Here is a 24,367-nt window from a genome sequence, read left to right on the forward strand (position 1 = left end):
ATTACCTTTCTTCAAGCGCCGATTTTCGAGATTACAATTTTATTTACCTCTTGTGAGTAGCTCTCTACAGTTGGAGTTACATTAAATTCTACTATGTTTTTATCCAAAGTTACATCATTTACCACATAGTCAGAATTCAAAAGATCACTATAATAGCTTCCGCTTCTCCAGCTACCCTCTGATATTTGCAAATACTCTTTGTCTAGCCACATAAGAGATTCTCTCTCATGATCTTTATGAAAAAATGATAAATTTTCATCTTCATTTCCACACGGGTGAAGCGCCAGCGAGTATAAGTAAAAATCATCTTTAATATGCTGACCATCTTTATTATATTTGTGTACTTCATAATAAGAGTTATCATCAACAAATTCTGAATCATTATTGAAAAAATCTATAAAGTCTGTCATAATGTTAGCCTCTTTTATTAATAAATTACTAATAGTATAACTAATACTTTTATATAAGTCAATATAAGTTAATTTATTAACTAAAGTTTTGGACTAAACTCGCAAGTAACCTGTCATTCCTTACTGGGAAGATTTTCCTGCTTTTAACTATTTGTTAATATGTATCAAGATCTTCGCTATTTTATGTTAATATCCTTACATATTTGAGTATAAGTTTCTGTGAGCATTATTTATAAACGTTACAACACTAATCCATAAAACTTCTCTAATTGCTCGCTCCACAACATCGGTATTTCCCTCAAGTCAGCTAGCCTCAAATCTCTTGGTTGCCTCCCATTTACTATGTCCTCTTTAATTTTTGGTGCTAAATAGTTCAACCTCAAGATTTGCTGTATACGTCTTGTACCTATACTAATTTTGGCACTTAGCTCCTTCACACTTCTATATTTTCCTTCTTCTAGTTGCCGTTTCCACAAATGAGCTCTTACCACTGCTTTAAGTAGTACATTATTTGTTTTACCTTCTGGCTCTACTACTGTGCATTTATTTCCCTTCTTCTTTGTTGGTATAAATTTTTCCTCTGATTCAGAATGCACCTCTATTCCATCTTCTCTTACCATTACTCCCTTTATTAACTTTTTCACTACTTCTTTTTGCTTTCCAAAACTTAAATTTTTCCATTCTTCTGCTTTTTCTCCCCATTTTTCATATAGCTGCTCTGCTTTCTTCATTACTTCTTTTTCTACTTCTCCTGCTACTATTGTTCGATTTATTGATTCACAATTTTTTCCTCTTAAATGGTTATTACATATATAATATCGGTACCTTTTATTCTCTTTTTTTGAGTATGTCAGCGTCATATTTACATCACAGCTCTTGCACTTTATTATCCCCTTTAGTAGCGCTTCCTCATATTTTGCTTTTCTATATGGCTGATTCTTTATTAATTCTTGCGCTTTTTGCCATTTTTCTTGTTCTATTATTGCCTCATGCTTCCCTTCATATTGCTTCTCATAATGTCTGATTTTTCCCATATATATTGGATTTGTTATTATTCTTCTCACCGTCGCTTTTTTAAAGATATCTGCTTTCGTTCTGTAACCTTGACTATTTAGCTCCCTTGCCAATTCTGCCATTGATTTTAGCTCCACATATCTTTCAAATATGTGCCCTACTATTTTCGCTTCTTTTTCATTTATTATTAACTCTTTATCTTTCACATCATATCCCAGCGGTAAAGTTCCTCCCATCCACAATCCTTGCTCTTTTGATGTTGCTATTTTATTTTTTACTCTCTCTACTATCATCTCTCTTTCTAGTTGTGCTGCTCCTGATAATACCGTTTGTACGAACTTTCCCATTGGCGTATTATTGTCAAATATCTGCGTTACTGCTACAAAATTTACTCTATGCCTTCTAAAAAATGACGTTACTTCTATGCTGTCTTTTGTTTCTCTTGATAACCTATCTAGTGTATATACTACTACACAATCTACTTCTCCTTTTTTTACATCTTCAAACAACTCCTTTATCGCTGGTCTTTCTAAATTTTTTCCTGAATATCCTCCATCATCGTGCCTTTTTGCCAATATCACCCAGCCTTCTTTGCTCTTTATATATTTCTCACATGCTACTCGCTGTGCATCAAGACTGTTAAACTTTTGTTCTAGCCCATCCTCATTTGATTTTCTCGTATATATCGCACACCTTACTTCTTTTAGCATTTTATTCTCTTCAATTTTCACTTTTATCACGCATCCCAAATAATAAAGGTCCGTTGTAGCTCATTCCCATTATTCTCCCTGCTACTGCTGACAATGACGTATAAAACTCTTCTTTATAGATTAAACCCTTATCTGTTACCATTACTGCATGCGTCTCTTCACCTCTCTCTAATATTAATTCTGTCCCTTCTATTGGTAATTTATCGCTACTTATTCTTTTTCCCTTCTCTAGCCGATCTGCCAGATACTCTAGTCTTTTTGCTCCTTTTCTTGACATTTCTCCATACGCTTTTTCCTGCATTCTATAAGCTAATCTCGGTATCAGATATTTCTTTGAGTATCTAGGCGCTTCTTCCCCAAATACCTTCTTCCATATTTTTCTCAGTTCATCCAAAGGTTTTCTCTCTAAATTCATTACTTTCTTTTCTGTTTCTTTCTCCATATTTTTAGCCCTTCATAAATAACTTTTCAATTCTGTCTGTTTCTTTCTTTAATACCTCGGTTACTTCTTTACTATAATCCATCGCTGTCATTCCAAATTTATCCGCTTGCTCTATTTCTCCTCCAGCTTTCACTAGCTCCTCCACTATTTCTTTTTCACCTACCATACATGCAAGGTGCAGCGGTGTGCATTTATTTCCATATTCCTCAGCATTTACATTCCCTCCTGATTTTATCAATTCCCTCACGATTTCTAGACGTTTCTCCGTTACCGCTAGGTGCAGTGCTGTGTGTCCTTCTACATCTGCTGCATTCACATTCGCTCCTTTTTCAACTAATACCCTCACTGTTTTTGCGTCTACTGCATAATGCAGAGCTGTTCTGTCTCTTTCATAAATATTTTTAAACGAGTTCTCTAATAGTGACTCCTCTTTTTCTTTTTTACTCATAATCTACCTCACCTTTTCTTTAAACCTAAGCCTTCCTTCTCACCACCTCATCTATCATTTCATTCACTTGGCTGATTATCTTGCTTGCTAAATTTTGACATTCTTTCTTTATTAGCGATTTGTCTCTCTTCCTTATTTCTTCTATCTCTATTATTTTTAACTCTGGTAAATAACTCCCATTCAACATGTCTGCTATTTCTCCCACTAGCCTCTCTATTCCATAGCACGTCAGTTCTCTACTTTTTGTTACTCCACCTTTTTCTCTTAAAAATTTACTTGCCTTTTCACTTTCTTTGCTATCACATAGACGATACTTTTCACTTTCCCAGATGTAATACATTGGTGTTGCACCATATTTATTCAGTTGATTAACTTCAGCTCCGGCCTTCACTAGCTCTTTTATTATTTCAACTCCTCCTATTTTGCACGCAGAGTGGAGTGGCGTACATCCACTGACATATTGAGTGGCGTTTACTTCTGCTCCTTCTCTTAGCAGCACTTTTACATTTTCTAAACTTTTTGCGAATACTGCACAGTGCAGAGGTGTATAACCATTTTTGTCTCTTGCATTAACCTCTGCTCCTTTTTTTATTAATAATCTCACTGTTTTGTAATCAGAGATTTCTACTGCTTGATGCAAGATCGTCTCTCCTTCTTCATTTCTTTTATTAATATCGTTACTTGATACTTCTTTAAAAAACTTACTCTTGCTAAAACTCATTTCATACCTCACAAACCTAGCGCCAGACAAATTTCTTATATTTACCTGCTGCTATTCAAGTCATGTCCTTTTTAGCATGAAAAAGCAAGCCTTTTTCTTTTTATTTCATACACTTTTACCTATTATTAATATAATATATGAGTATCTAAATATAAGTACTTAACTTATTAGAGATATTATTCGACTATCTTTCCAACTTCTGTGCAAATGTCGATGTTCATGCCACTTCAGTACTCCCGGGTAAAATACTAAAATGTGCTTTTCTAATTCGTGTATTGAGTCTTTTTGCTCTAAATCATTTTTATAGTAAACGTTGTGTTCTGCTAAAACATATTTTCTGACCTTCTGATCTGTATAATTTTCTACTTTATAGTTGTGAGTAACGCTAAACCTTTCTAAAATTGGCTTGTGTTTTAAACTCCAATGTTGCCCTGAAAGTTTATCGTTTCCCAATACAAATTTATTTCCTTCTTCTTCTATGCTACCAACCGGAAAGCACGCATTTGTTTCTCCTAAGTTCCAACTGTCCGATAATATAACTTGCGCTTTCGCAAACTTTATTGCTGGTAATAAACTCTGTGGTAATGGATATAGTGCTTTTAAGTTGTACCACAAATGATCTCTTTCATAGATGCCTTTGTAATCCTTTATGTGAGGCTCGGTTTCTCCAAGGATTGCTACATCTAGGCGATATATATCATTGCTTAAAGCTCGTTCATAATGATCGCGTAGATAGTTTTCTATAATCCTAATAACTGGACCACTAGACCTGAAAAAATTTACTCTTCCAAATGATAACACTGGTCCATCTTTTTCTATTTTTACCCCTGAATAATCAGAAAGAAGATCTCCAAATAAACTCTCATCCAATATAAATCTCTGCGCATTATAATAATCGTTAAAAATCCTCATCAATCTGGATCTTACAGGCAGTGATAGTTTTGCCAGCTCTACTACTGCATCTACGAAGAAGTCATTTGGTACCTCTTTTATCCCTACTTGCAACTCAAAAAAGTGTTTACCGGGTGGTTCTTCGATGATTGTAATGTCTTCTATATTTGCCCACTTGAGTGCTATTTTAAGTGATTTAGGTGTTCCTCGCAGTCTTTGAAATTTTACTCCTTCTACTACGGCTTTTCTTCTATCTTTTACCCAACGCAGTATCTCTTCTAAACCATATTCTTCTATTATCCACGGCAATGTTTCTTCTTTAAGACTAAACTTAAATCCTCTGATACAGTTTGGATCTACTTTATAATCTATCACATCTACCAGCGCTCTTTCCTGCTTTGTTGCATTTGGTGGCAATAACATTACTCAACCTTTAACTTTCTTAATGCAGCGCACTCATTTCCTAGTACTACAACGTCCTCTTTTGGCTCGATTAATTCTACGTTTTCTACACCATCTACAAATAGATTCGCTATTATCCATGATCTTGTAACATTCCATCCCAGCCTTCTATTTGCTTCAAACTTCTTAATAAACTGCTTCTTGATTTCTTCCTCTGATATTACAGGACTTATGCTCATTCTGCTGTGGATATCTATTTCCATAATATTGCAGCCAATTATTGTTACTGTATCTGTTAAAACCCTTATATCATCTCTAGTAACCTGCTTTTTTACAATTTCCAGTAGCTCTTCTAATGCTATGCCAGTTTGTGTTGATAAGATTGAAATTTGTACTTTTCCTGGTATAGGTGATTCTACTAGTGCATCTTTTACTCTACTATCTGCTGACAGTGCATGATATTTATAATATTCCTTACTTCCTCCTGTTGACCAACCTGCTATTTTTGCTTTTACCCTCTTTCTAAATCTTTCATCCTCTTCTTCTTTTTGTCTTTCCACTCCATAAAACTCAGCCAAATTATCAAGATCTTCTCCTGTCGCAAATTTAAGTAAGTTACTCTTTACTGCTTCATTTATTCTTTCTCTAAGCAAAAGTTCTCGCCATGCTGCTACTTCTAATACCTTCATTGCTGGATCACTTTCTACCAATCCTGTAAAGCTTGCATCACGCTTCACTAACTCTTCCTTCATCCGAGCAAAAATCTCTTCAAAGTTCAGTGATTCAGGCTGCTGCATTTTTAAACAACTACTCCATTAATATTTATGAACTTACCTTCTGAAAGATAGACACCTTCTAAATTCAATGTTACTCTCCCTTCTTTTACTCCTTCAACTTTTACTTTTTCTAACTTAAATCTCTTTTCCCATTTTTCCAGTGCTTCTGCTGTTGCTGCATAGATTTCCAAAGTTAAATCTCTATTTATTGGCTTATCTACTAATTCAAATAGTCTTGACCCATAATCTCTCCTCATTATTCTACTGTTAATAGGAGTGGTCAGTATATCAATTATTGATTGTTTTAGATGTTCTATTCCTTCTAATTCTTTTCCTGTTTTAGCGTCCATTCCTCTCATTTTTCGACTACTTTAATTTTTTTTTATTTTGAAAACACACTTTGATTTTTACTTACTACTTGAAAACTACAGGACGCCACATCACCTGTTCTCGCTACACCAATACCATTTACAAATACGCTGTTTGATCCTTGTGCTAGTGTCTCTCCCATAGTTAAGGTATCACTTCTACGACAGACAGATCTACCATTAATACGCACATCTTTACTCCCGCTTACGCAAACATGAATAGGTACTCCAGTACAATTATCACCTGTACAAACTATAGCTCTTCTCATGTCAATTTAAATCTATTCTACTTCCTTTCAGTTTTATTCCACTTTTTGTCATTTCTATACTCGATTCTCCAGCTTTCAGTGTTATTTTATCTACTACTTCAATCTCTAAATGATGTTTATCTTTATCGTATGACAACTTTGTTCCATCTTGAAATGTTAAGCTACTCACCTCTTTTTTATTTTCTGGAGCAGAGTACTTTTGTTGATATATTCCAAGAAGTACTACTCCTAAAGATAATTCTCCCAATGGTGACAATATTACTACCTGTTCATTTATGCTTGGTGGTAGCCAGCTTCTTTCCTCTCCTGCTCTAGAAGTTATCCATGGCAGATAATCTGTTAAAAATTCTCCTATTTTCACTCTTACTTTTGCTTTTTCATAATCTATTTCTTTTACAACTCCTATACGAATGATATTCGCTAATTTTCTACCTAGCTCTGAAATTGCAAAATTATGATCCAACATTTATATTCCCTACGTTTATGGTATGTGGCTTAATCTTATTTTCTGTCCATGTCGATTTACCTAAATGAAGCTGATGACTCCAATCAACCATCCACACCAAATACGCATCTAACTCCGGCCTAAAATCATCTCCTCCTCCTGATATAAATTCTCCTGGTGAAACATTTTTCACGTTCCAAGTATTTTTATTTACTACTCTTGCTACTTCTGCTGCTAATGATCTGACAATAATAGGTGCATTTTCTATTGTGCTATCAATCACAATTCGTGCTTCAAATTTTGCTCTTAGCGCCAGCTCCTCTGTTCCTGGATCTTTTCCTTGCTCTAGACTTGATAATTCTATAAACACCGCTGGCGCTAATAATTCTTTTCTTATCGATGGATAAATTTCACAAGTTTGAATTGCTGATATTTCTTTCTTTAATGTAGTACAAATTGCATTATGCAAATCCTTCCAATTCATCATACTCTGCAGCTCAATTCACGTTTAAAAAATTTTGTAAAGACTTTCTCAACTTCATAATTAACAAGATTCCCTATTATTCTTGAAGCCTCAGGTTCGAGTGGCAACTTAACTTCCTTTATTGGCAATGCTGCTCTTCCTTCACGTTTAAACATACCGCTATTTCCTTTTTGCATAACTGCTGCAAATCCTCCTATAAACTCATGCTTTCCTACTTTTGATCCTCTTCTTGTTTTTTGTGTTTTTCCAATTGCCGATGCTCTAATGTCATAGAGATTTGCTCTAATTAACACTTCTAATCTGCTTGTTTTTGCTTTAAAAATTCTTAATCTCTTTCTTATCAAACTTTTCTTTTCCTCACTGATTTCCTTAGCTGCTTGCGCTTTTAACCATAGTGCTGTTCTATTTAGTGCTTTTATAGCTGCCAGTTTTACTTTCTGCTCTTTTCTGTCAATATTGGAGATTATTTCATTAATATTGTTACTAACTTTAATATTAAACACTTTCTATTGCCTCAATTTTCCATACTTCACCCGAAGAATCTTTTAACGGTGGTTCAAAAATCTTATAGAATCTTTTTTCAATCTTGATATAATCACCTATGCTAAAGGAAGTAACGTCCTTACTGCGTATCTCTATTGAGGCAATTTGCTGAGTTAATGCTCCATCTGCACCTAGAGAGTACGTAGTCTCAGGACGTTTTATTAGCACTTTTATTTTACGAATACTCTCCTTATTTTTATTACAATATATGGCTTCCACTCCTAAATGCTCAAAACAATCTTCCAATAATTTTCCTATATTCATCAACTAGAACTAATTTTTACCAAAACTGCCGGACGATGGCACATTGGCAATGGATTCGACTGCGTATGTAAATCAGTTCCTCTATCAAATCTCCTTGGCTCTTGTTTTGCATATAGTGGCTGTCCAAGAGTATTTACTGTCTCATTAAAGTCTGCTGGTGCAAAATATGTTGTAAATGTACTTGCTGTTCCTACTGGAAAACAGTGCCCTGTATCTCTTTCTATAAACCTTCTCGCGGTTCCTTCAGGATCAGTTGCTTGTCCTCTATATTCCTCAAACATTATACCACAGAACGCAAATCCTGACCTCATATCATTCCTTAGCGCTGCTCCTTCTTGCCATCTTTCATATGCTTCTTTTACTTTTGCATGAGAAGTTAGTGCATCAAAAAACTCAGGGCTTACCAAGGCATGAATTCCGGTCATATATTCGCCACTTAAGTTGTCTTCAATATGTCGCAATACCTCCATACACTTACGCTTTACATCTGTTGTTGCTGTTCCAGGGGCAAAATTTACTACTTTTGGTGTAATTTCAAATTCGTTGTACAGATTTAATAATTCTGACCCATCAGCATCTAAAATTATTCCCTTCAGCGCTCCCATTCGCAAATGCTCTAATGTTATTGCATGCTTGTTTCTCATTAGCTGCAAATGATCAGTTATTACATCTGCCAGCGCTTTAAGTTCACTCTCTGATCCAAATGCCCTTATTCCTTGTACTTCCCCTGGCAGCACTACATCATCATGCGGAATGTGCGGAATCGTAAATGTTCTTACCTTTCTTTTGCCGCGTTTTCCTACTGTTGCTGGTGCTCCTGGGGATTGTGTTGGTAATAAACTGAGAACTCCGTGGTGTTCTTCTATTGTAATATGACGAAATCTTACCGACCTACTTGGAAATAAATTTAAATTTTCTGTACGTCCATAATTTATCGGCAATATGTTCATTGCATTTGTTAATGCTGTCATACTAAATGCTGGATTTGTAAATGGATTTTGCATGTTTTTTCCCCTTGTTTTCCCTATTAATTTAAGTTGAGTTGAAGTTTAGACACCTTTGCGGATGATGATACCACGTGCTTCAAGTTGCTTTATTGCTGCAGCTTTTTGCTCTTCAGTGATATTTGCTGGCCACACCACTGCATGATCAGCTAACATTGCTATACGTGTAATGATTACTGCTTTGGTGTTTTCTATTGCATTTACATCACTTACTATTACACCTGTCGCTGTTTGCGTTCCATCCGTAGCTGCTGGATTAAGTACCCTAATAAAACCATCGTCTGTCTTCTTCGCAACTACTGCACCAAGCTTAATATTTTGACCTTTTGCTACTGTTATTTGGTCTCTTGAATATAGACTTGATGCCTCATATTTCAGAAGATCACCTAAGTTATTTGCTTCAGTTATACTTGTCATTTTTGCTCCTTTTTTTCTTTAATTTTATCGCCATGTTTGATACGCGGCGGTAAAAGATTTATAATAATTTTGGCTACTTGTTTACCGCCGTGTTTGTAGCTGTTATACGCCGCGGTAAAAGATCTGTAATTGCATATTCTGGCGGACTTTGGTCACTTATTTACTGCGGCGTTTGTAATTGCTGATACCTAAATTTCTCAAATGCCAGATTGCGCTCGAGTTCTTGCTACCTGCATCATCAAGTCTTCCGGTGTATTTTGCGGTATTGTACTCAGTATCTCTGTCTTCTTCGTTCTCTCCGCCAGTATTGACATTAATATCTCTTGGGCTTGCTTTGCATTTACATCCTGCTCAATAAATTCTCCTATTTTCTCTGGCATCTTTGATAAATTACATAAACGTATTAATTCAAGAACTTCAGTACGATAGCTGTCATTCTTGATTTTATTAGTTAAATTATCAGTTTCTAGGTCAGTTGTAGTTTTCTCATTCATAGTAATACTCCTGTTTTTATTAATAGATGAAAGAATTGTCATTCCATCAGCAAGTCCTATCTCTATTGCTTTTTCTCCAAAATATAACCCTGCTTCCGTTGATTTGATTCTTTCCATGGACAAATTTCTGTTTCGTGCTATGAGCTGGACAAACATCTCATATAGGCGATTTACCTCTCCTTGCAAGCTTTCCATACTTTCTGATGTTATTGGCTCATGCGGATTTAAATCGTTTTTTCTCTTTCCTGCAAATACTGTGGTATATTTTACCCCCTGTTTTTCATCAAATCCACTTTGATCAACGTGACTTGCTATTACTCCTATGCTTCCAACTCCTGAAGTTCTCGTTACCAATACTTTTTCAGCACTTGACGCTATCGCATACGCCGCAGAATATGCATCATCATTTGCTATCGCCACAATCCTCTTTTTTGTCCTTGCTTCGTAAATAAAGTCAGAAAGGTCGAATAAACCGTTTACTTCCCCTCCGGGGCTGTCTATGTCCAAAATTATTGTTTCTACTTCTTCATTTATTAAAGCTTCTTCTATCTCTTCACGTATCTTCTCATACGATGTCATCCCCAACACATCATCAAAAGCTTCTGACTTTTTCGTCAAGATTCCATGTATTGGTATTACTTTTATTCCATTTTCACTATCTCTTGTTACATGTTTTATGTTTTTGAAAATCGGCTGCTTTTTTGCATGTAATGACAATAGATCAAAACTTCTCTGCTCTATCATCATTGGCTTGTTAATCCAAGTCATTTATATTATCTCAGTATTAGTATTAAAATTACCTTGCACGTCAGAATCAAAACTTAAGCCCAGTTCACTTGCACGTCTTTGATCTTCTGCAATTTCTTGGTCTATTTCTTCTATATCGTAACCCAGCTCTGATACCACCTCTGACCTACTTTTAAATCCATTTCTTACCGCCATTTGCTGTGCTTGCTGGTCTTTCAGCGGATCCACCCAATCAAATCCTTGTGGTATCCATTTTACCTCTTTTTTCGTCCATTCTTCGCCTATATCTAGTTCTCCGGAAAGTAGGGCTAACTCTATCCATCTATCCCATACTGGCCGACAAAACTGAAATACTAACACATTATGTTGTAACATCGCGCACCTCCGGCGAAACTCTATTAACCCTGCTCGGATTGATGAATAATTGACACCCGTTAAATCCCCTGTTAGCTGCTCATACGTTATCCCTGTGCCTACTGCTATTGCCCTCAGTTGCTGTCTCATATAACTTCCTCCAACATCAGATGGTTCCGAAAATTTGATATCTTCTCCTGGATCAAGTAATTGCATAGTCCCAGGTTCTAAGCCTGACAGCGCTACTCCATGCTCATTTGCTTCACCTTCTCCTAAAATATTTGCTTCTGGATCGAGTCTCGTAATAAATCCAGCAAACATTGCAGCAGTCTTTTTTCTCACTAATTCTGCATCATCATATTGATCAAGTTCATAGAGCTTTAACAGTACTGTAGAAAGCCACGGTACTCCTCGAATCTGCCCAGGTCTAAGTGGTCTATAGACATGTAAAACATCATTTGCCGGCACTCTCACTGATTCACCGAATGATCCTTCACCAGGGTGCTCTCGAAAAAGGTAATACGCTTCTCTCTGCCCAAGCCTATTGAACTCAATCCCATTTCTAATTACATTACCGTTGGCAAGGGTTTGATTGCTCTTATTATCTAAATGCTCTGATTCAAGTACTTGCAGTTGCAACGGTACACAAAGACCATCTTCTCGTTTTCTCGTTCTCAGTCGTACAAAACATTCCCCTCCCTCTATCATGCTCCTACAGACCAAAGCTTGTAACCCATAAAAATCATTTATCCCACTGCTGTCTGCTTCATCTGTCCATCTCAGCCATAATTCTTGTACTTTTTTCCGAAACTCTGCATCTTTCGCCTTTGACTGCGGCTTTATTCCTGTCCCAACAGAGTTACTTACTATCGTATCGATGATGTTTGCTGCATACGAGTTCTTTCTTACCATATCACGTGATCGACTGCGTAAGTGCTCAAGACTTTGAGACAGCAAATTGTTTATGCTTCCTGACTCTGGTTGAAAGTGAAAAAATCTTCTTCCTGATCCTGCAGCGTCCCATGCAGAGCTTTTTATCTTTGGTTTGTTAAACAATTGCTTGAAGGTTTTTAGCAGCATTTATAAAATTCCTTTACTCGTTGAAAAAACAACTTTCCTCTTTCCAGCAATCTTTAGCTCAGCTTTAATTCTTTGTCTTAAGTTTAGTAAGTCATTTATCTGAACTTCAGCATATCTCACCACATGGTCACCATATGCAATTGATACCACTCTTTCGCCACTCTGAAGCTTCTTTATTGCTTGTTCAACTTGAGTTAAATATTCTTCACTGTACATTTTTACTACTAAGCCATTTACTCTGTCTTAATTTTTTGGGCTTTTTGCTTTCCATTTTTCCACTCAAACTATTCCATTTACTCTCTGGCCATCTGTCTACTCCCAGTGCTATCGATGCTGCTCTTGCGTAAATTCGGCAATCTAGTACTTCATTTCTTTCTCTTACCTTTTGCCACTCTTGTTTAGTGTATCCTTTTACTACCTTGCTGACTAATTGCTCTGCTGTTAGCTGTTTAAAATATTCAGGTGCATACTCCGGAAAGTGACAGTATCCTGCTGGAGCTTCTTCACCTTCTTTTAAAACATTAAGTAATTGAAAAAGCTCTGACTTTAATATCGATACTCCTACTGGCCAGAGCTTTATTCCTCTTTTCAGCTTTTGCCCTCCAACTTAAGACCCCCTGCGAAACGGGTAAGTAACAAAATAGGGTAAGAAAGTGTAGGAACAGAAACTAATTAAAAAGCATGCTTTAGATTAATAATAGCAGAGATAATATTAAATCTCATATTAAGTTTCTTCTGAAAATTGCGGTAAACGTGCGACATAATCTTGAAAATCTTGATCTCCCGTATCTTATTTTCTACTCTCATCCTAAACGATGCAAGCTTCTGATTATGCTCCTTTTGCTCTGCTGTTAGTAGCTTTTTGCGATATTTTTTATACGGTATCAAAACGTTACTCTGCAACTTTTGCCAACCTTGATAACCAGAATCAGCATATTTTATGCTATTAGTTGAAAGAAACTTTTCCTGTTTTCTTATGAGAAAATCGTGCACTCTACCTCTATGTGATTTTGACACAGACAAAATTTTCCCAGTTTCTTCTATAATAATTTCAGTCTTTATTGTGTTAGACCTTTTCTTCCCTGAATAGGATTTCTTTCGTTTCTTAACATCTTTAGGTCTTTGTATCGACTGCTCTGTAACATCTGCTAAAACCTTTAGTATCTTCTCTGGTGTCATTGCTCTATCCTTCTTGATCGTAATTTTTCTAGCTAGTAACGGTTCCATTCTTTTCAATAGCCGGCAAATATTGGAGTTGTGCAAATTAAACAAATAACCTAAAAATGGATGAGTTATATAAGTTCTATAATAAATCAATACACATAAAATTTTATCTTCTAATGTTCCAATGCGTGATTTCCTTCCATGGCATTTCTTCTCTTTTTCTATCCTTTCCCACTCTTGCCTAACTTTTTTCACTATTTTTTGAAATTCTTCTACTTTTAACCCTGTTAGTTGGTAAAAGATATAAGGTGTTTTTGCTATTTTTTCGTAACTTGTTGTCATTTTACCTCTGCTAAATTTATTATTTTACATCCTTTTTTATCTCTCTCTTCCTTTTTCTCTACTTTCGCAGGGGGTCTTATGTTGATAAATACGTCGACACACATTTAAAGTATTTATCAATATATTCATTTACTGTTTATGATAATAAAGATCAGCAGGAACTTTATAATGTAGAGTCTGATGTCGCCTTCTATAGTTATACCAAGCAACAAAATCATTTATTATAAGATTCAAATCTCTGATACTATTTGGTCTATAATAATATATAGCTTCTTGCTTTAAAGTTCTCCATAAGCGCTCAACAAATATATTGTCGAAGCAACGTCCTTTATGGTCCATACTGATTTTAATATTAGCACGCTCTAATTCCATAATAAAGTTGTAGCAAGTAAACTGTACCCCTTGATCACTATTAAAAATCTCAGGTTTACCTTGTTTTAGAGCTTCTTTGAGAGTATAAAGGCAAAATCCAGCATCGAGATATGGTGATAATGAATGAGCAATAATATAGCGACTATACAAGTCCATTATTGCTACAAAATAGACAAACTTACCTTCTACCATAATATATGTTATATCAGTAGCCCATACCTGATTAACTCTACAAATAATCAAATCTTTGAGTAAATAAGGATATATTTTATGCTTTTTTTCTTTAATACTTGTATTACATCTTTTTCTACAATACAGCCCACTAATCTTCATTTTTTTCATAATTCTTAAGATTTTTTTGTGATTGACTACTACCCCACTCGCTATGATTTCAGCAGTAATTTTACGATATCCATAACGGCAATCAGAAGCCAATTGAATCAAATTTGCTACTTCACTTTCGTTATTAATTATAGGCCTATAATATAAGCTAGATCTGCAAATCTCCAGTAAATCAGCCTGTTTCCTAATTGACAGATCAGAATCTTTTTCTATAAACCTTACTCTATCTTTTTTGCTTATTTCAGTAATTTTTTTTCAAATAACTATTTTCCACTGTCAATTCTCCTATTACTTTATGTAAACTTTCTATTTCTTGCGCTAAGATTCTTTGTTTTCTCGCACTTTCACTTTCTTCAACAAATAGGTCTTTTAACCTTGCCAATACTCTATCACGCCAATCATATAGATTTGTTGATGGTATTTTATATTCACTACATATCTCAGATGTGCTTTTTTGATTTTTTATTGCTTCCAAAGCTATCTTTGCTTTTAACTCTGGTTCATATTTTTTTGTTGCCATACTTTTACCCCTTTACCTTCCTACTCGGATTAACCATTTTTTTTGGTCTAGTTTATGGGGTGCATTATACTATGTTCATGTCTGCAAAATGGAGACACTGGAGGAAGCCTACAAGCTAACGAAGAAGAGTAATGGAGCACCAGGAATTGATGGAGTGACATTCGAATCAATAGAAGCAACAGACTTAAGAGGGTACCTCCAACAAATAAGACACGAGCTAATAACCAAAACCTATAGCCCAAATAGGAACCGGAGGAAGGAAATACCAAAATCTGAAGAAAAACTCAGAATGTTGAACATACCCTGCATCCGGGATAGAGTAGTGCAAACAGCACTAAAGCTAATAATTGAACCAATATTCGAATCTGACTTTCAGGACGGATCATATGGATATAGACCAAAAAGAAAAGCGTGTGAAGCAATAAGCAGAGTAGCAAAAACAGCAATCGAAGGCAACACAAAATGTATTGACCTAGATCTGAAATCCTACTTTGATAACGTGCGACATCATATTCTTATGGAGAAAATTGCAAAAAGAATAAACGATAAAGAAGTCATGCGCTTAATTAAGCTAATCCTCAAGATAGGAGGAAAACGAGGAATAGCACAGGGATCACCAATTTCGCCATTACTGAGTAATATATACCTAAATGAGGTAGACAAAATGCTAGAGAAAGCAAAAGAGGTGACTAAAGAGGGAAAATATCAACATATAGAATACGCCAGATGGGCTGATGATTTAGTGATACTGATAAGTGGACACCCAAAATGGAAATGGCTAGAAAAATCAGTTTACAAAAGGGTACAAGAAGAATTAGCAAAACTAAAAGTAGAAGTAAATGAAGAAAAGACAAAAGTAATCAATCTAAAAGAAGGAAGAATATTCAGCTACTTAGGATTTGATTTTCGAAGGAAAATTACAAGACAAGGAAAGTGGAGCATACAAACAACACCACAGATGAAAGCACGGACAAACCTAATACGCAAGTTGAAGGAAATATTTCGCTGCTATAAGTCGCAACCAATAGGAAGAGTGATTCATATCATTAATCCAATATTGAGAGGGTGGGTAAACTACTTTAGGATTGGACACTCAAGTCGAACCTTCAGGTACGTGAAACAGTGGGTAATGAAGAAAGTAAGACGCAACTTAATGCGAGCCAGAAAAGCAAAAGGATTTGGCTGGAAGAAGTGGAGTAACGAATGGATATACCGAACGCTAGGTTTATATGAAGACTACAGAATAAGGTATTACGTTCCGAAAGCACTACCAGCACAATATGCTATAAACTTTGGTAAAGAAACTACTAGGGAAGCGTAGTGCGGAAAACTGCATGCTGCGTTTGATGAGGCGGGAGCTGGAAACGTAAATATGGGAATTTGGATTGAGGCCCATGATGAAAAATAATGGATCAGCCACCAAACCCTAAAGAGGCGCGCCAGTTCCCGACCCTACGTTAGGTATTTATTGATTTTATTAACTTGTTCGCTTTTATCGGGATGTGTTTCCTGCCCAAAAGCCACAGTCTGCTTCACGCCTGGAGAAAATTGCACCAACCTAATAATTGATTCTGTAGACTATGCTAAAAAATCTGTGTTGGTTCAAGCATACCAATTTACCTCGAAGCCTATTGCTGAATCCTTGGTTCAAGCTAAAAAGCGTGGAGTTGATGTCATGGTTATTCTCGACGAATCGCAAGTTAGCTCAAAGTATAGTGTTATCAATGAGCTGTTTGAGCAAAAAATCCCAATTTGGGTAGACTTTAAACCAGCGATTGCTCATAGTAAAATAATGATTATTGATGATAACAAAATAATAACTGGCTCTTTTAATTTCACCTATGCAGCTGAATCAAGAAATGCTGAGAATCTACTGATTATAACAGGGGATCCTCAATTAGTTGAGCAATACATCGAAAACTGGAAGGATCGTCAATCTCAATCTGATCCTTATACACCAAAAGTAGAAGAATAATTACTTTAAATCAGCTTTAAGCTCATCCAATTCCTCAGAAAGATTTTTTACCCTTTCCTCAAGTACTAATACTTTTTCCATTAAACCATATTCAATAAGTTTATCGTGAAATTGTACCCTTGAGTCTAGCTTGGATAACCACCATATCAATGCTACGGTTTGGATTAATATGGTAATAATTACTGTAATTGGGATTTTTTTTAGCATATTTTTTACTGATTATAAAGTAATTGCAAATTACTGATAAAAGAAGAAATATGTTCAGTTTCTATATTTTGCTGTGGTAGTCACTATTTGAATTCGTATTGCTCTTCTGCAGATCCTTATGACTCCAATATATCTTTGATTTTATTTGCTATTTTTGAGCGAGCCTTCTGCATTGGAAAGTAGTTTTATTACTTCTCTGTATTGCTTGTTTTTATCTTTATTACGTTCTTCTGATATTACAGCCATGCTTCTAGGTGTTCTTCCATCTTTAGCTACAGCACTAGGATCTGCTCCTTTGTCTAATAAAAATTTAACAATTTCCAAACGTCCTTGATCTGCAGCATAATGCAGCGGTGTCCATCCCTCACACCCCCCAGAAGCGCCTATATCAGCTCCTTTTTGTACTAGAAAATCCACAACTTCTAAACAACCTGCCTCTGAAGCATAATGTAATGCTGTTAATTTAGGAACCTGCACATTAACATCTAATAGATTTTCTACCAAAAGTTTTACAACCTCTAAGTTACAATTTTCAGAAGCAATTTGTAGTACTGTTTTATAATTACTCACAGCTTTACTCTTTGTATAGCAACATGTAACAACAACACATATAATTGTTATCATAAGCCATAGAAAATTTATCTTATTCTTTATGTTCTTACTTATTTTGTTCATGTCTAACATTTTTTTAGAATTAAATAATCATTTGCTTAAGTTTCATTTAAATAGCTTTGCTCACTTTTGCCTCTACTATAGTTTGATATCCTCTATTATTCAGAATATGTTCTGCCCTGCTGATTACCCATTCGCCTTCAATTTCCTGACAAAATCCTGAAAGACTGATCTTAGCTTCTGCAAATAATTCTGGATTACCAGGAACAGTTACATTTAAATTTGATGTACTACGTTTTAGTTGTTTTAACTTAGCTGCTGCTGCACTAATTGCTGATTCTGCGGTAGAGTAAAGCGTTTGCAGGGTATAACTTGGACTCTCATTTCCCACTTTCTCTTCTATAGTTTCTCCCTTCTCATAACTGTGCCATTTTGCAATAACAGATCCATATTTGTTACGCACATTAAAATTTACCTCCCAATTTATAATATCTTTAGGTGTCAATACTGTTGTACCTAACATCTTTCCAGTCGCTGATCTTGCTTCTCCCTTCGGAATAAAAATTATATATCCTCCTGCTGGTTTTACTAGTGCATCATATTTTTTGCCTAATCCTTCCAAAAAACTCATGTCGCTTTCATCTGCTTGAATGGTATGTGGTATAAATATATTTTCAAATCTTTCAGCGACTTTACCTTCATACCCATGTTCTTGTGCTATTTCTTTAATCAAATCTCCCAAGGTAATGTCTTTCCATTCCTTTGATTTTCTTTCCTTTAATGATCCTCTTAAACTTGCAGCGTCACATTTTATTCTTAAAGTTTGTGGTGGACTTTGTATTGTAATTTGATTTGCCTTATATACCCCCATAGGTAATAAACCTGTTTCTTTATATCCTAGAAAAACCTGTAAATTGCCCTTAAGTTCTAAAGCGCTAGAGCTATAATTAATACATATCTCAGCTTCGTCACTTGTAGTACCTGATCCATCAGTGACACGTAGTAATATTAAACTCTTTTTTAAAACCTCTGTTACTGGGTTATTTTTTGCTACTATATCAAAATCTGGTGTCATTCATCTAAAATATTTATAACAGATTCTTTCAATATTCTCTGAATTTTAGGAAGCTTAATTTTTAATCCAGCGGGCAAAAAGCTTCCGTATTTTGCAAGGCCTGGATTTTCAAGCAATACTTCCTCCACTGCTCCACTACTGTATCCATAATGTTTCCAGCAAATCAGATCTAACATTTCGTTTTTTTTGGTGTAATAATAAATCATTTATTGTAACTTTTTAACTTCAAAATAAACTCAATTTTTCTTGGTTTTCCATCAGGAAAAAATAATATCTGTTTTTCTTCTACATTAGTAATGACAAAATCTCCAAGCACATTTCCTGAATTATCAACTAGAACTTGAGTATCACGTATATTTTTTAGCTGTTCTAAGCCATTACTCTGATAACGTGGATAAATCACTCCTGTCAGATCAATACATTCAATTCCTGAGCCAATGTTTTGTAGCAACGTTTTTTCAATACATTCAATTGTATACCACCTTTTTTCTTTACTGTATCTTAGGCTTATTGGTTGCTTACATTTTCCAAGCAACATCAATGTAACTCTTCAACTATATCAAAAAGTGCCCCACGTGCTTGTTCTCTAAATCGTTCTATTACTGCATCAGCAACACTGCGCACATCTTCAGATTTAATGTTGATATTAAACGTTTGATAGAATGCTTGGTTATATACTTTCGATTCGCTATTTTCACATCTACTTTTCTTGAATGCTTTCTCAACTTCTTCTTGTTCTATAGCTCTTTTTTCTTCTATAACACCTTTAACTTTAAAACTCTCAAAATTGCCTTTACTATTTTCTGAAAATTGTTTAATAGCACTATTACTTGTCAATGGGTTTCCGTTACTGAAAATGCTATTTTTAGAAAGCTCATTAACAACATTTCCATTGCTTTCAAATTTTCTAATCGGGCTATTCTCAGCAAATATGCTACTAACTGTATTTCCCATCCATGAAAAAGCTTTTCCTATAGGTTCAATGAGTGATTTCCAAAAGCTAGAGAAAAAGTCTTTCACTTTTTGCCAGTTAGTTAGAACATAAGCTGCACCAGCAACAAGACTCGCTATTAAAAGTCCAATTGGGTTAGTCATTACAGCGAGTGTTATTGCTCTTAGCCCTGTTATTACTGCAGGAAAAACTATACTTGATAAAGATGAAAATGTTGTCAGTATTGTTGCTTTAAGACCAAAAATTGTACTTCCTAATAAAGTAATTCCATAGCCTAATCCCACTACTAAGACTTTCAAACTTATCAAAGCTGCTAAAGTACTCATGATTGCCGTAGTTAAAGTTGGATATTTTTCTGCAAAAGAAGCTATACGCTCTGTTATTGCTTTCAAACTTCCATCTACATAATTTAAAGTAGGCAACATTACTGACCCTAGATTCATACCAGCTTCAAATACTGCATTTTTAAGTAATTGTAATTTATTAGCTGTAGTATTTGCCCGATTGTTAAATTCGTCCTACATTGAAGCGTTATATTTTTCTTTATCAGCTAAATGTTCAATAGCTTTCTTGTAAATGTCTAAGCTTCCTACTAAAAGAGCAATGTCATCTTGAAACCCAGCACTAAATAGATTCATAAGAATACCGGCACGCTCTTGGTCATCTATTTTTTTTAAAGTTTCAAGAAATTGCAATATTGCCTCTTGAGGATTTTTTTTAATAGTTTGTTCGAGCTCTTCTATACTTGTTCCCATCTCATCTAATGCATCGTGAAATTCAGGACTTTACTCCCTTGCGGTCTGTAGTTTACTAAGAAAGTTATTTATAGCAGTTGCTGCTTTTTCAGGTTGTTTACCTAAACTTATGAACGCACTTGCTAAGCTACTTGCTTGATCAATTTCTAAACCAAACTGTTTAGCATTACCACCAATTCTATTCAGTGTAAGAACCATTTCCTTAGCTTTAGCAGCAGTATTATCTGAAAGATGGTTTATTATGTTACCTACATTTTCCATACCATCAACTTTAATTCCATAGACATTGGATATTTTTGCAATAGCATTACCAGCTTCTTCTGCCGACATATCAAACGCTGTGGTCATTTTGGCAACTACTGTTGTAAACTTTATAAGATCATTTTTGTCAATACCAAGTTGACCACCACTTGCAGCTATTTGTGCTAATTCTGCAGCTGACAAGGGTATTTCCCGAGATAATTTTTTGAGCTCTTGAGCAAATTTACTAGCTTCGTCTTTTTTATCATTAAACCTTACTACTTTTTTAACATCAGCCATAGCCGATTCAAAATCAATAGCAACTTTGATTGGCGCTGCAAGCGTTAGCCCTAGCCCAATAGTTTCTATAATTTGTGACTTAAAATGTGCTTTGCTTGCTAAAAAACTTTGGTGACTACGTATTGCAGACCCAAGCTTACCATACTTACCTTTTAGCACTTCAATAGAAGAACCAAGTTTATATTGATCACTTACTAATGACTTAATATTTCTTCCACTTTTCCTTACTTCTTCATTAAATGAATGCAAAGCATCTCTCTTTTTCAAATATGCTTCTTTTGCTTTTGTTGCAGAAAACTTAGCTTTATCAAACTCAGCTTTTAAAGTTTTGCTTGGTTTCTCTATTGCTTTCATTTGTTTAGCTAAAGATTTTACCTGATCCTCAAAACCTTTCCATGACCTTCTGCTAGTTAAAACATCACTACCCAACTGCTTAAACTTTGATACTGATTTTAAAGATGAATCAAGCTTTCTTATATTCTCACCAAGACGGGTAAGTTGACTACTGCTTCCCTTTATTACAGTATTAAAACTGCCATCAAGTACCGCACCTATTTTTATCGATAATACTGACATTTGAACTCCCTAGCTAATTTGCTCCATAAAATAAACTCACTAATCTCCATATCAAGAATGTGCTCAACTCCACCACCTATGATAGAGCCAAGCACTAGTATTTCTAATCTCAAGTTTTTTGGATAATCGGTGAAAAAAAATCCTTTAATACCTCTTGCACTTTCACATAATCAGCAATATCTAACTCTTCAATCGCTTCTTTTGCAACTGATGTCAAATTGGCAGTCAAAGTTACTTCTTTACTAAGGTCACTACCATTTAAGCGTTCAATTGCAAGATAGTCTCTAACTTTTGGACGTCTAACAGTAAGTTCTGAGACAGAAATTCCATCAACTGTTATTGGGTTATTAAGTGTTATAGTGTGCATTACTTCCTCCTTAAAAATAAAATTTCAAATAAGTTTTTATATTCCTAAAATCGTTTGCAACAAAGCCATTTGATCAATACCATTTATCTTTCTCATCATATTTTCAGCATCGATTTCTATTAGCTCATTACCATTTATCGTAAGTTTATAATAATGAGCAGCTACAGTACACTTCAGCGTTGCTTTTTCAGCAGGTTTCCAGCTACCAAAATCAAATTCTTTGAATATGCCCCTAAGGTTGATAATTACTCCTTCAATATCGTTACTACCACTCCCTTGCATTCCACCTCTGAGTGTCAAAGCTACTGAATTTCCATTTATCAACCCAAATAGCCGAAAGAGTTCTGTGTCGTATTCAGCAAAAGTAAAGTCTGCTTCAAGCTTTTCCATGCCCATGTCAATATTTATTGGAATATCCATACCACCAGCACGGTACTCCTCTGTTTTTATGGTAAGTCTTGGTAGGGTAATTTCATCTATTTTTCCTGCGTAACCCCGACCATCTACGAATACGTTAAAATTCTTTAAAATCTTCGGTAACATTTTTTCCTCTTTTTTATAATATTGTACCACTCACAAGATGTGACCTGAAAGTAATCTGTTCTGCTGGATATGGTGGTGTAAACTCAAAGTCAAAGTATACTTTTCCACTTGCAATGTTTGTTGGTGTATTGAGTTCTGGGGTTGCATAACATTTTCCGCTAATAATCGCCCCTTGTGCTTTTAAACTTGCCAGATAAGAATTCACCCCCTCAATTACATCATCTATATAAGTTTTGGTGATATTGCGATCAACTGCCCATAAATGAGCTCGAAGTAAACTATCATTGATTAAATCTGCAGTCCTTCTCACTGACAAAAAAGCCCATTTTGAGTCATTTGAACATGTTCTATTTCCCCAAAGCCTGTAGCCATTTTGATGAATTATCGTTGTTACTTCATTTTCATTTAAATGGTTTGCTCTACAATTTATATTACCGAGCGTAAAATCAATAGGCCTGCTTGTTCCAACAATACCATTTATCTCTTTATTTGAAGGTGAGTGCCAGAAGCCTTGCTCGCTGTCTATCTTAGCTATTAAACCAGCTACAAATGGGCTTGCTGGCAAGATTCCTTCTTTTCCTTCAATAAATACCTTAACCCAAGGATCAACTACGTAAACTCTTGAGCTGCCCACACTTTTTCTCCATTTTATTGCTTCTTCATCATTAGTATTTGGTCCATCTGCAACAATAATTGCTCTTAATTTTTCTGCTATGGAAATTAAAGCACTCACTACTGGATTTACTCCATCTATTTCAGGTAACTGATGAGTAAACTGAGGTGCAATTAATATTCTTGGAGCAACATGAATTATACTTTCACTGCTGAGGAATGCCTCTATCCCTTGATACTCTCCAGTCTCTTTATCAACACCGCCAATTATATTTTTCAGCGTCTCTTCTTCTTTTAATTTTGGATCACTTTCTTTAACTCGAATAACTACTACTGTTGCACCGATTTGGGAAAATATTCCATTTATTGCAGAAGGTAAACTGCCACTCTTTCCAAGTCTTGCTGCTTCTTTTAAGCTTCCTGCAATTAACACTGGTTTATTTAGCGGAAACTTTTGCTCATCAGCTTCAGGTGCAGTACCAATTACACCTATCACTGATGATTTAGCTGTACGTACTGCTTTAGCCCCTGAGGTTACCTCAATAACATTTACGTCATGTAAAAATTCTTCAGTCATTTCTTTGTATTTTTTTCCTGAAATCATCTAGCAAAGTCTGTAGCTCATTTTCACTTTTGGCTTCTTCAATCTTTCTTTTGGATAAATCTTCAAGCTCTTCACATTTAATTATTGCTTTTACTGCTTTTTTCACTTTTTCCTCAATTATTCTTGCCATTTCAATAACTGTAATACCACGTACTTTTGCTAAAGGCTCTATAATTTCTGCATCCTTTTCATTCATAGATTCTGGTGCTGCTAAAATGTTCTCTGCGGCTTTCGCTTGAATCTCATAAGATTTAGCTTTTTGGTGAGAATGCCCTGCGTATTGGTGAGTATAGTTATCATAATAAGCACGAAGATTAGAAAGTGCAGAAAACTTCGCATTTTGCAGTAACTCCAATTCAATGTCTTCTTGATTTCGCTGAGCAATTTTTCCTCCTTCTGTTAAACAATAGCTTTTTTGCCAATCAAAATCTTCTGGTGCTTCATACCAATCATTTCCAGTTGGCTTACTTTCAAGCGTTGTTGTTTCAACTTGTTTATCATTCTCAAATCTAATGTAGATAGACAT

Annotated in this window: 31 protein-coding genes and 2 pseudogenes; 2 read left to right on the forward strand and 31 right to left on the reverse strand. The window is 35.3% G+C overall.

All coding sequences use genetic code 11. The features are described 5' to 3' along the window. Positions 1-11: 11 nt before the first annotated feature. From ABLO99_RS04835 to ABLO99_RS04935, 21 genes and pseudogenes are all read right to left on the reverse strand, one after another. Entirely contained in the window at positions 12-410 is a 399-nt protein-coding gene (locus ABLO99_RS04835; protein ID WP_349966968.1) for a hypothetical protein, read from the reverse strand. A 239-nt stretch (positions 411-649) separates the two neighbouring features. After that, entirely contained in the window at positions 650-2,134 is a 1,485-nt protein-coding gene (locus tag ABLO99_RS04840) for a recombinase family protein (protein ID WP_349968474.1), read from the reverse strand. Positions 2,135-2,144: 10 nt separating this feature from the next. After that, a complete protein-coding gene (locus ABLO99_RS04845) occupies positions 2,145-2,576 on the reverse strand; it encodes a DUF2924 domain-containing protein (RefSeq protein ID WP_349966970.1) in 432 nt (143 codons plus the stop codon). 4 nt (positions 2,577-2,580) lie between these two features. Then, the gene (locus tag ABLO99_RS04850; protein ID WP_349966972.1) at positions 2,581-3,024 is read right to left on the reverse strand and encodes an ankyrin repeat domain-containing protein; all 444 of its coding nucleotides are present in this window, start codon (positions 3,022-3,024) and stop codon (positions 2,581-2,583) included. A 25-nt stretch (positions 3,025-3,049) separates the two neighbouring features. Then, on the reverse strand, positions 3,050-3,745 hold the full coding sequence (locus ABLO99_RS04855; protein WP_349966974.1) for an ankyrin repeat domain-containing protein: 696 nt from the start codon (positions 3,743-3,745) through the stop codon (positions 3,050-3,052). Positions 3,746-3,904: 159 nt separating this feature from the next. Next, on the reverse strand, positions 3,905-5,059 hold the full coding sequence (locus tag ABLO99_RS04860) for a phage tail protein (protein WP_349966975.1): 1,155 nt from the start codon (positions 5,057-5,059) through the stop codon (positions 3,905-3,907). Next, on the reverse strand, positions 5,059-5,835 hold the full coding sequence (locus tag ABLO99_RS04865; protein WP_349966977.1) for a baseplate J/gp47 family protein: 777 nt from the start codon (positions 5,833-5,835) through the stop codon (positions 5,059-5,061). The genes ABLO99_RS04860 and ABLO99_RS04865 overlap by 1 nt, the downstream gene beginning before the upstream one ends. Before the next feature lie 2 nt (positions 5,836-5,837). Continuing rightward, positions 5,838-6,173, reverse strand: coding sequence for a GPW/gp25 family protein (locus tag ABLO99_RS04870; RefSeq protein ID WP_349966978.1), 336 nt, complete (start codon positions 6,171-6,173; stop codon positions 5,838-5,840). Positions 6,174-6,196: 23 nt separating this feature from the next. Next, positions 6,197-6,451: a PAAR domain-containing protein gene (locus tag ABLO99_RS04875; protein WP_349966980.1), complete on the reverse strand. Its 255-nt coding sequence runs from the start codon at positions 6,449-6,451 to the stop codon at positions 6,197-6,199. A 1-nt stretch (position 6,452) separates the two neighbouring features. Then, positions 6,453-6,917, reverse strand: a complete 465-nt coding sequence (locus ABLO99_RS04880) for a phage baseplate assembly protein V (protein ID WP_349966981.1) — start codon at positions 6,915-6,917, stop codon at positions 6,453-6,455. Beyond that, entirely contained in the window at positions 6,904-7,380 is a 477-nt protein-coding gene (locus ABLO99_RS04885; protein WP_349968476.1) for a hypothetical protein, read from the reverse strand. Before ABLO99_RS04885 ends, ABLO99_RS04880 begins: the two co-directional genes overlap by 14 nt. After that, positions 7,380-7,856, reverse strand: a complete 477-nt coding sequence (locus tag ABLO99_RS04890; RefSeq protein ID WP_410543682.1) for a phage tail protein — start codon at positions 7,854-7,856, stop codon at positions 7,380-7,382. Before ABLO99_RS04890 ends, ABLO99_RS04885 begins: the two co-directional genes overlap by 1 nt. 19 nt (positions 7,857-7,875) lie before the next feature. Next, on the reverse strand, positions 7,876-8,187 hold the full coding sequence (locus ABLO99_RS04895) for a hypothetical protein (protein WP_264377060.1): 312 nt from the start codon (positions 8,185-8,187) through the stop codon (positions 7,876-7,878). Then, positions 8,187-9,191 (reverse strand): major capsid protein, encoded by a 1,005-nt coding sequence (locus tag ABLO99_RS04900; protein WP_349966984.1) that lies wholly within the window; start codon positions 9,189-9,191, stop codon positions 8,187-8,189. The genes ABLO99_RS04895 and ABLO99_RS04900 overlap by 1 nt, the downstream gene beginning before the upstream one ends. 45 nt (positions 9,192-9,236) lie before the next feature. Continuing rightward, on the reverse strand, positions 9,237-9,608 hold the full coding sequence (locus ABLO99_RS04905; protein ID WP_349966985.1) for a head decoration protein: 372 nt from the start codon (positions 9,606-9,608) through the stop codon (positions 9,237-9,239). 197 nt (positions 9,609-9,805) lie between these two features. Continuing rightward, on the reverse strand, positions 9,806-10,870 hold the full coding sequence (locus ABLO99_RS04910) for a S49 family peptidase (RefSeq protein ID WP_349966986.1): 1,065 nt from the start codon (positions 10,868-10,870) through the stop codon (positions 9,806-9,808). Beyond that, positions 10,871-12,283 carry a phage portal protein gene (locus tag ABLO99_RS04915; RefSeq protein WP_349966988.1) on the reverse strand — a complete coding sequence of 471 codons (1,413 nt, stop codon included), beginning with the start codon at positions 12,281-12,283 and terminating at the stop codon, positions 10,871-10,873. Beyond that, positions 12,284-12,499: a gpW family head-tail joining protein gene (gene gpW, locus ABLO99_RS04920; RefSeq protein WP_349966990.1), complete on the reverse strand. Its 216-nt coding sequence runs from the start codon at positions 12,497-12,499 to the stop codon at positions 12,284-12,286. Further along, positions 12,489-12,890: pseudogene (locus tag ABLO99_RS04925) on the reverse strand (terminase gpA endonuclease subunit); the annotation flags it as partial. The pseudogene ABLO99_RS04925 and the gene gpW, both read right to left, overlap by 11 nt. A 65-nt stretch (positions 12,891-12,955) precedes the next feature. Continuing rightward, positions 12,956-13,789 carry a transposase family protein gene (locus ABLO99_RS04930; RefSeq protein WP_349966992.1) on the reverse strand — a complete coding sequence of 278 codons (834 nt, stop codon included), beginning with the start codon at positions 13,787-13,789 and terminating at the stop codon, positions 12,956-12,958. Between the two features lie 129 nt (positions 13,790-13,918). Continuing rightward, positions 13,919-15,023, reverse strand: a protein-coding gene (locus ABLO99_RS04935) for an IS3-like element ISWpi17 family transposase (RefSeq protein ID WP_349966994.1) whose coding sequence is annotated in 2 segments (ribosomal slippage) — positions 13,919-14,759 and positions 14,758-15,023 — 1,107 coding nt in all. Because the reading frame shifts where the segments join, the coding sequence is not laid out codon by codon here. Positions 15,024-15,111: 88 nt separating this feature from the next. Between ABLO99_RS04935 and ltrA the strand changes: the two genes are divergently transcribed. Then, positions 15,112-16,344 carry a group II intron reverse transcriptase/maturase gene (gene ltrA, locus ABLO99_RS04940; RefSeq protein WP_349966995.1) on the forward strand — a complete coding sequence of 411 codons (1,233 nt, stop codon included), beginning with the start codon at positions 15,112-15,114 and terminating at the stop codon, positions 16,342-16,344. 90 nt (positions 16,345-16,434) lie between these two features. Beyond that, positions 16,435-16,998 (forward strand): phospholipase D family protein, encoded by a 564-nt coding sequence (locus ABLO99_RS04945; protein WP_410543683.1) that lies wholly within the window; start codon positions 16,435-16,437, stop codon positions 16,996-16,998. Here ABLO99_RS04945 and ABLO99_RS04950 read toward each other — a convergent pair whose 3' ends face one another. The 10 genes and pseudogenes from ABLO99_RS04950 to ABLO99_RS04995 form a co-directional block, all read right to left on the reverse strand. Continuing rightward, a complete protein-coding gene (locus ABLO99_RS04950; RefSeq protein ID WP_114517864.1) occupies positions 16,999-17,205 on the reverse strand; it encodes a hypothetical protein in 207 nt (68 codons plus the stop codon). 141 nt (positions 17,206-17,346) lie between these two features. Then, a complete protein-coding gene (locus ABLO99_RS04955; protein WP_349966998.1) occupies positions 17,347-17,829 on the reverse strand; it encodes an ankyrin repeat domain-containing protein in 483 nt (160 codons plus the stop codon). Between the two features lie 97 nt (positions 17,830-17,926). Continuing rightward, positions 17,927-18,892, reverse strand: a complete 966-nt coding sequence (locus tag ABLO99_RS04960) for a phage late control D family protein (protein WP_349966999.1) — start codon at positions 18,890-18,892, stop codon at positions 17,927-17,929. Beyond that, positions 18,889-19,068 (reverse strand): tail protein X, encoded by a 180-nt coding sequence (locus tag ABLO99_RS04965; protein ID WP_349967001.1) that lies wholly within the window; start codon positions 19,066-19,068, stop codon positions 18,889-18,891. The genes ABLO99_RS04960 and ABLO99_RS04965 overlap by 4 nt, the downstream gene beginning before the upstream one ends. A 26-nt stretch (positions 19,069-19,094) precedes the next feature. Continuing rightward, positions 19,095-19,430: a phage tail protein gene (locus ABLO99_RS04970; protein WP_349967003.1), complete on the reverse strand. Its 336-nt coding sequence runs from the start codon at positions 19,428-19,430 to the stop codon at positions 19,095-19,097. Then, positions 19,430-21,715, reverse strand: a pseudogene (locus ABLO99_RS04975) (phage tail tape measure protein). The gene ABLO99_RS04970 and the pseudogene ABLO99_RS04975 overlap by 1 nt, the downstream one beginning before the upstream one ends. A 109-nt stretch (positions 21,716-21,824) precedes the next feature. Beyond that, positions 21,825-22,082 carry a phage tail assembly protein gene (locus ABLO99_RS04980; RefSeq protein ID WP_114517844.1) on the reverse strand — a complete coding sequence of 86 codons (258 nt, stop codon included), beginning with the start codon at positions 22,080-22,082 and terminating at the stop codon, positions 21,825-21,827. Between the two features lie 36 nt (positions 22,083-22,118). Continuing rightward, entirely contained in the window at positions 22,119-22,625 is a 507-nt protein-coding gene (locus ABLO99_RS04985; RefSeq protein ID WP_349967005.1) for a phage major tail tube protein, read from the reverse strand. Positions 22,626-22,638: 13 nt separating this feature from the next. Beyond that, a complete protein-coding gene (locus ABLO99_RS04990; protein ID WP_349967007.1) occupies positions 22,639-23,814 on the reverse strand; it encodes a phage tail sheath subtilisin-like domain-containing protein in 1,176 nt (391 codons plus the stop codon). Then, positions 23,807-24,367: a hypothetical protein gene (locus ABLO99_RS04995; RefSeq protein ID WP_349967009.1), complete on the reverse strand. Its 561-nt coding sequence runs from the start codon at positions 24,365-24,367 to the stop codon at positions 23,807-23,809. Before ABLO99_RS04995 ends, ABLO99_RS04990 begins: the two co-directional genes overlap by 8 nt.

Origin of the sequence: Wolbachia endosymbiont of Armadillidium arcangelii (assembly GCF_040207875.1) — a bacterium.
Classification (GTDB): Bacteria; Pseudomonadota; Alphaproteobacteria; order Rickettsiales; family Anaplasmataceae; genus Wolbachia.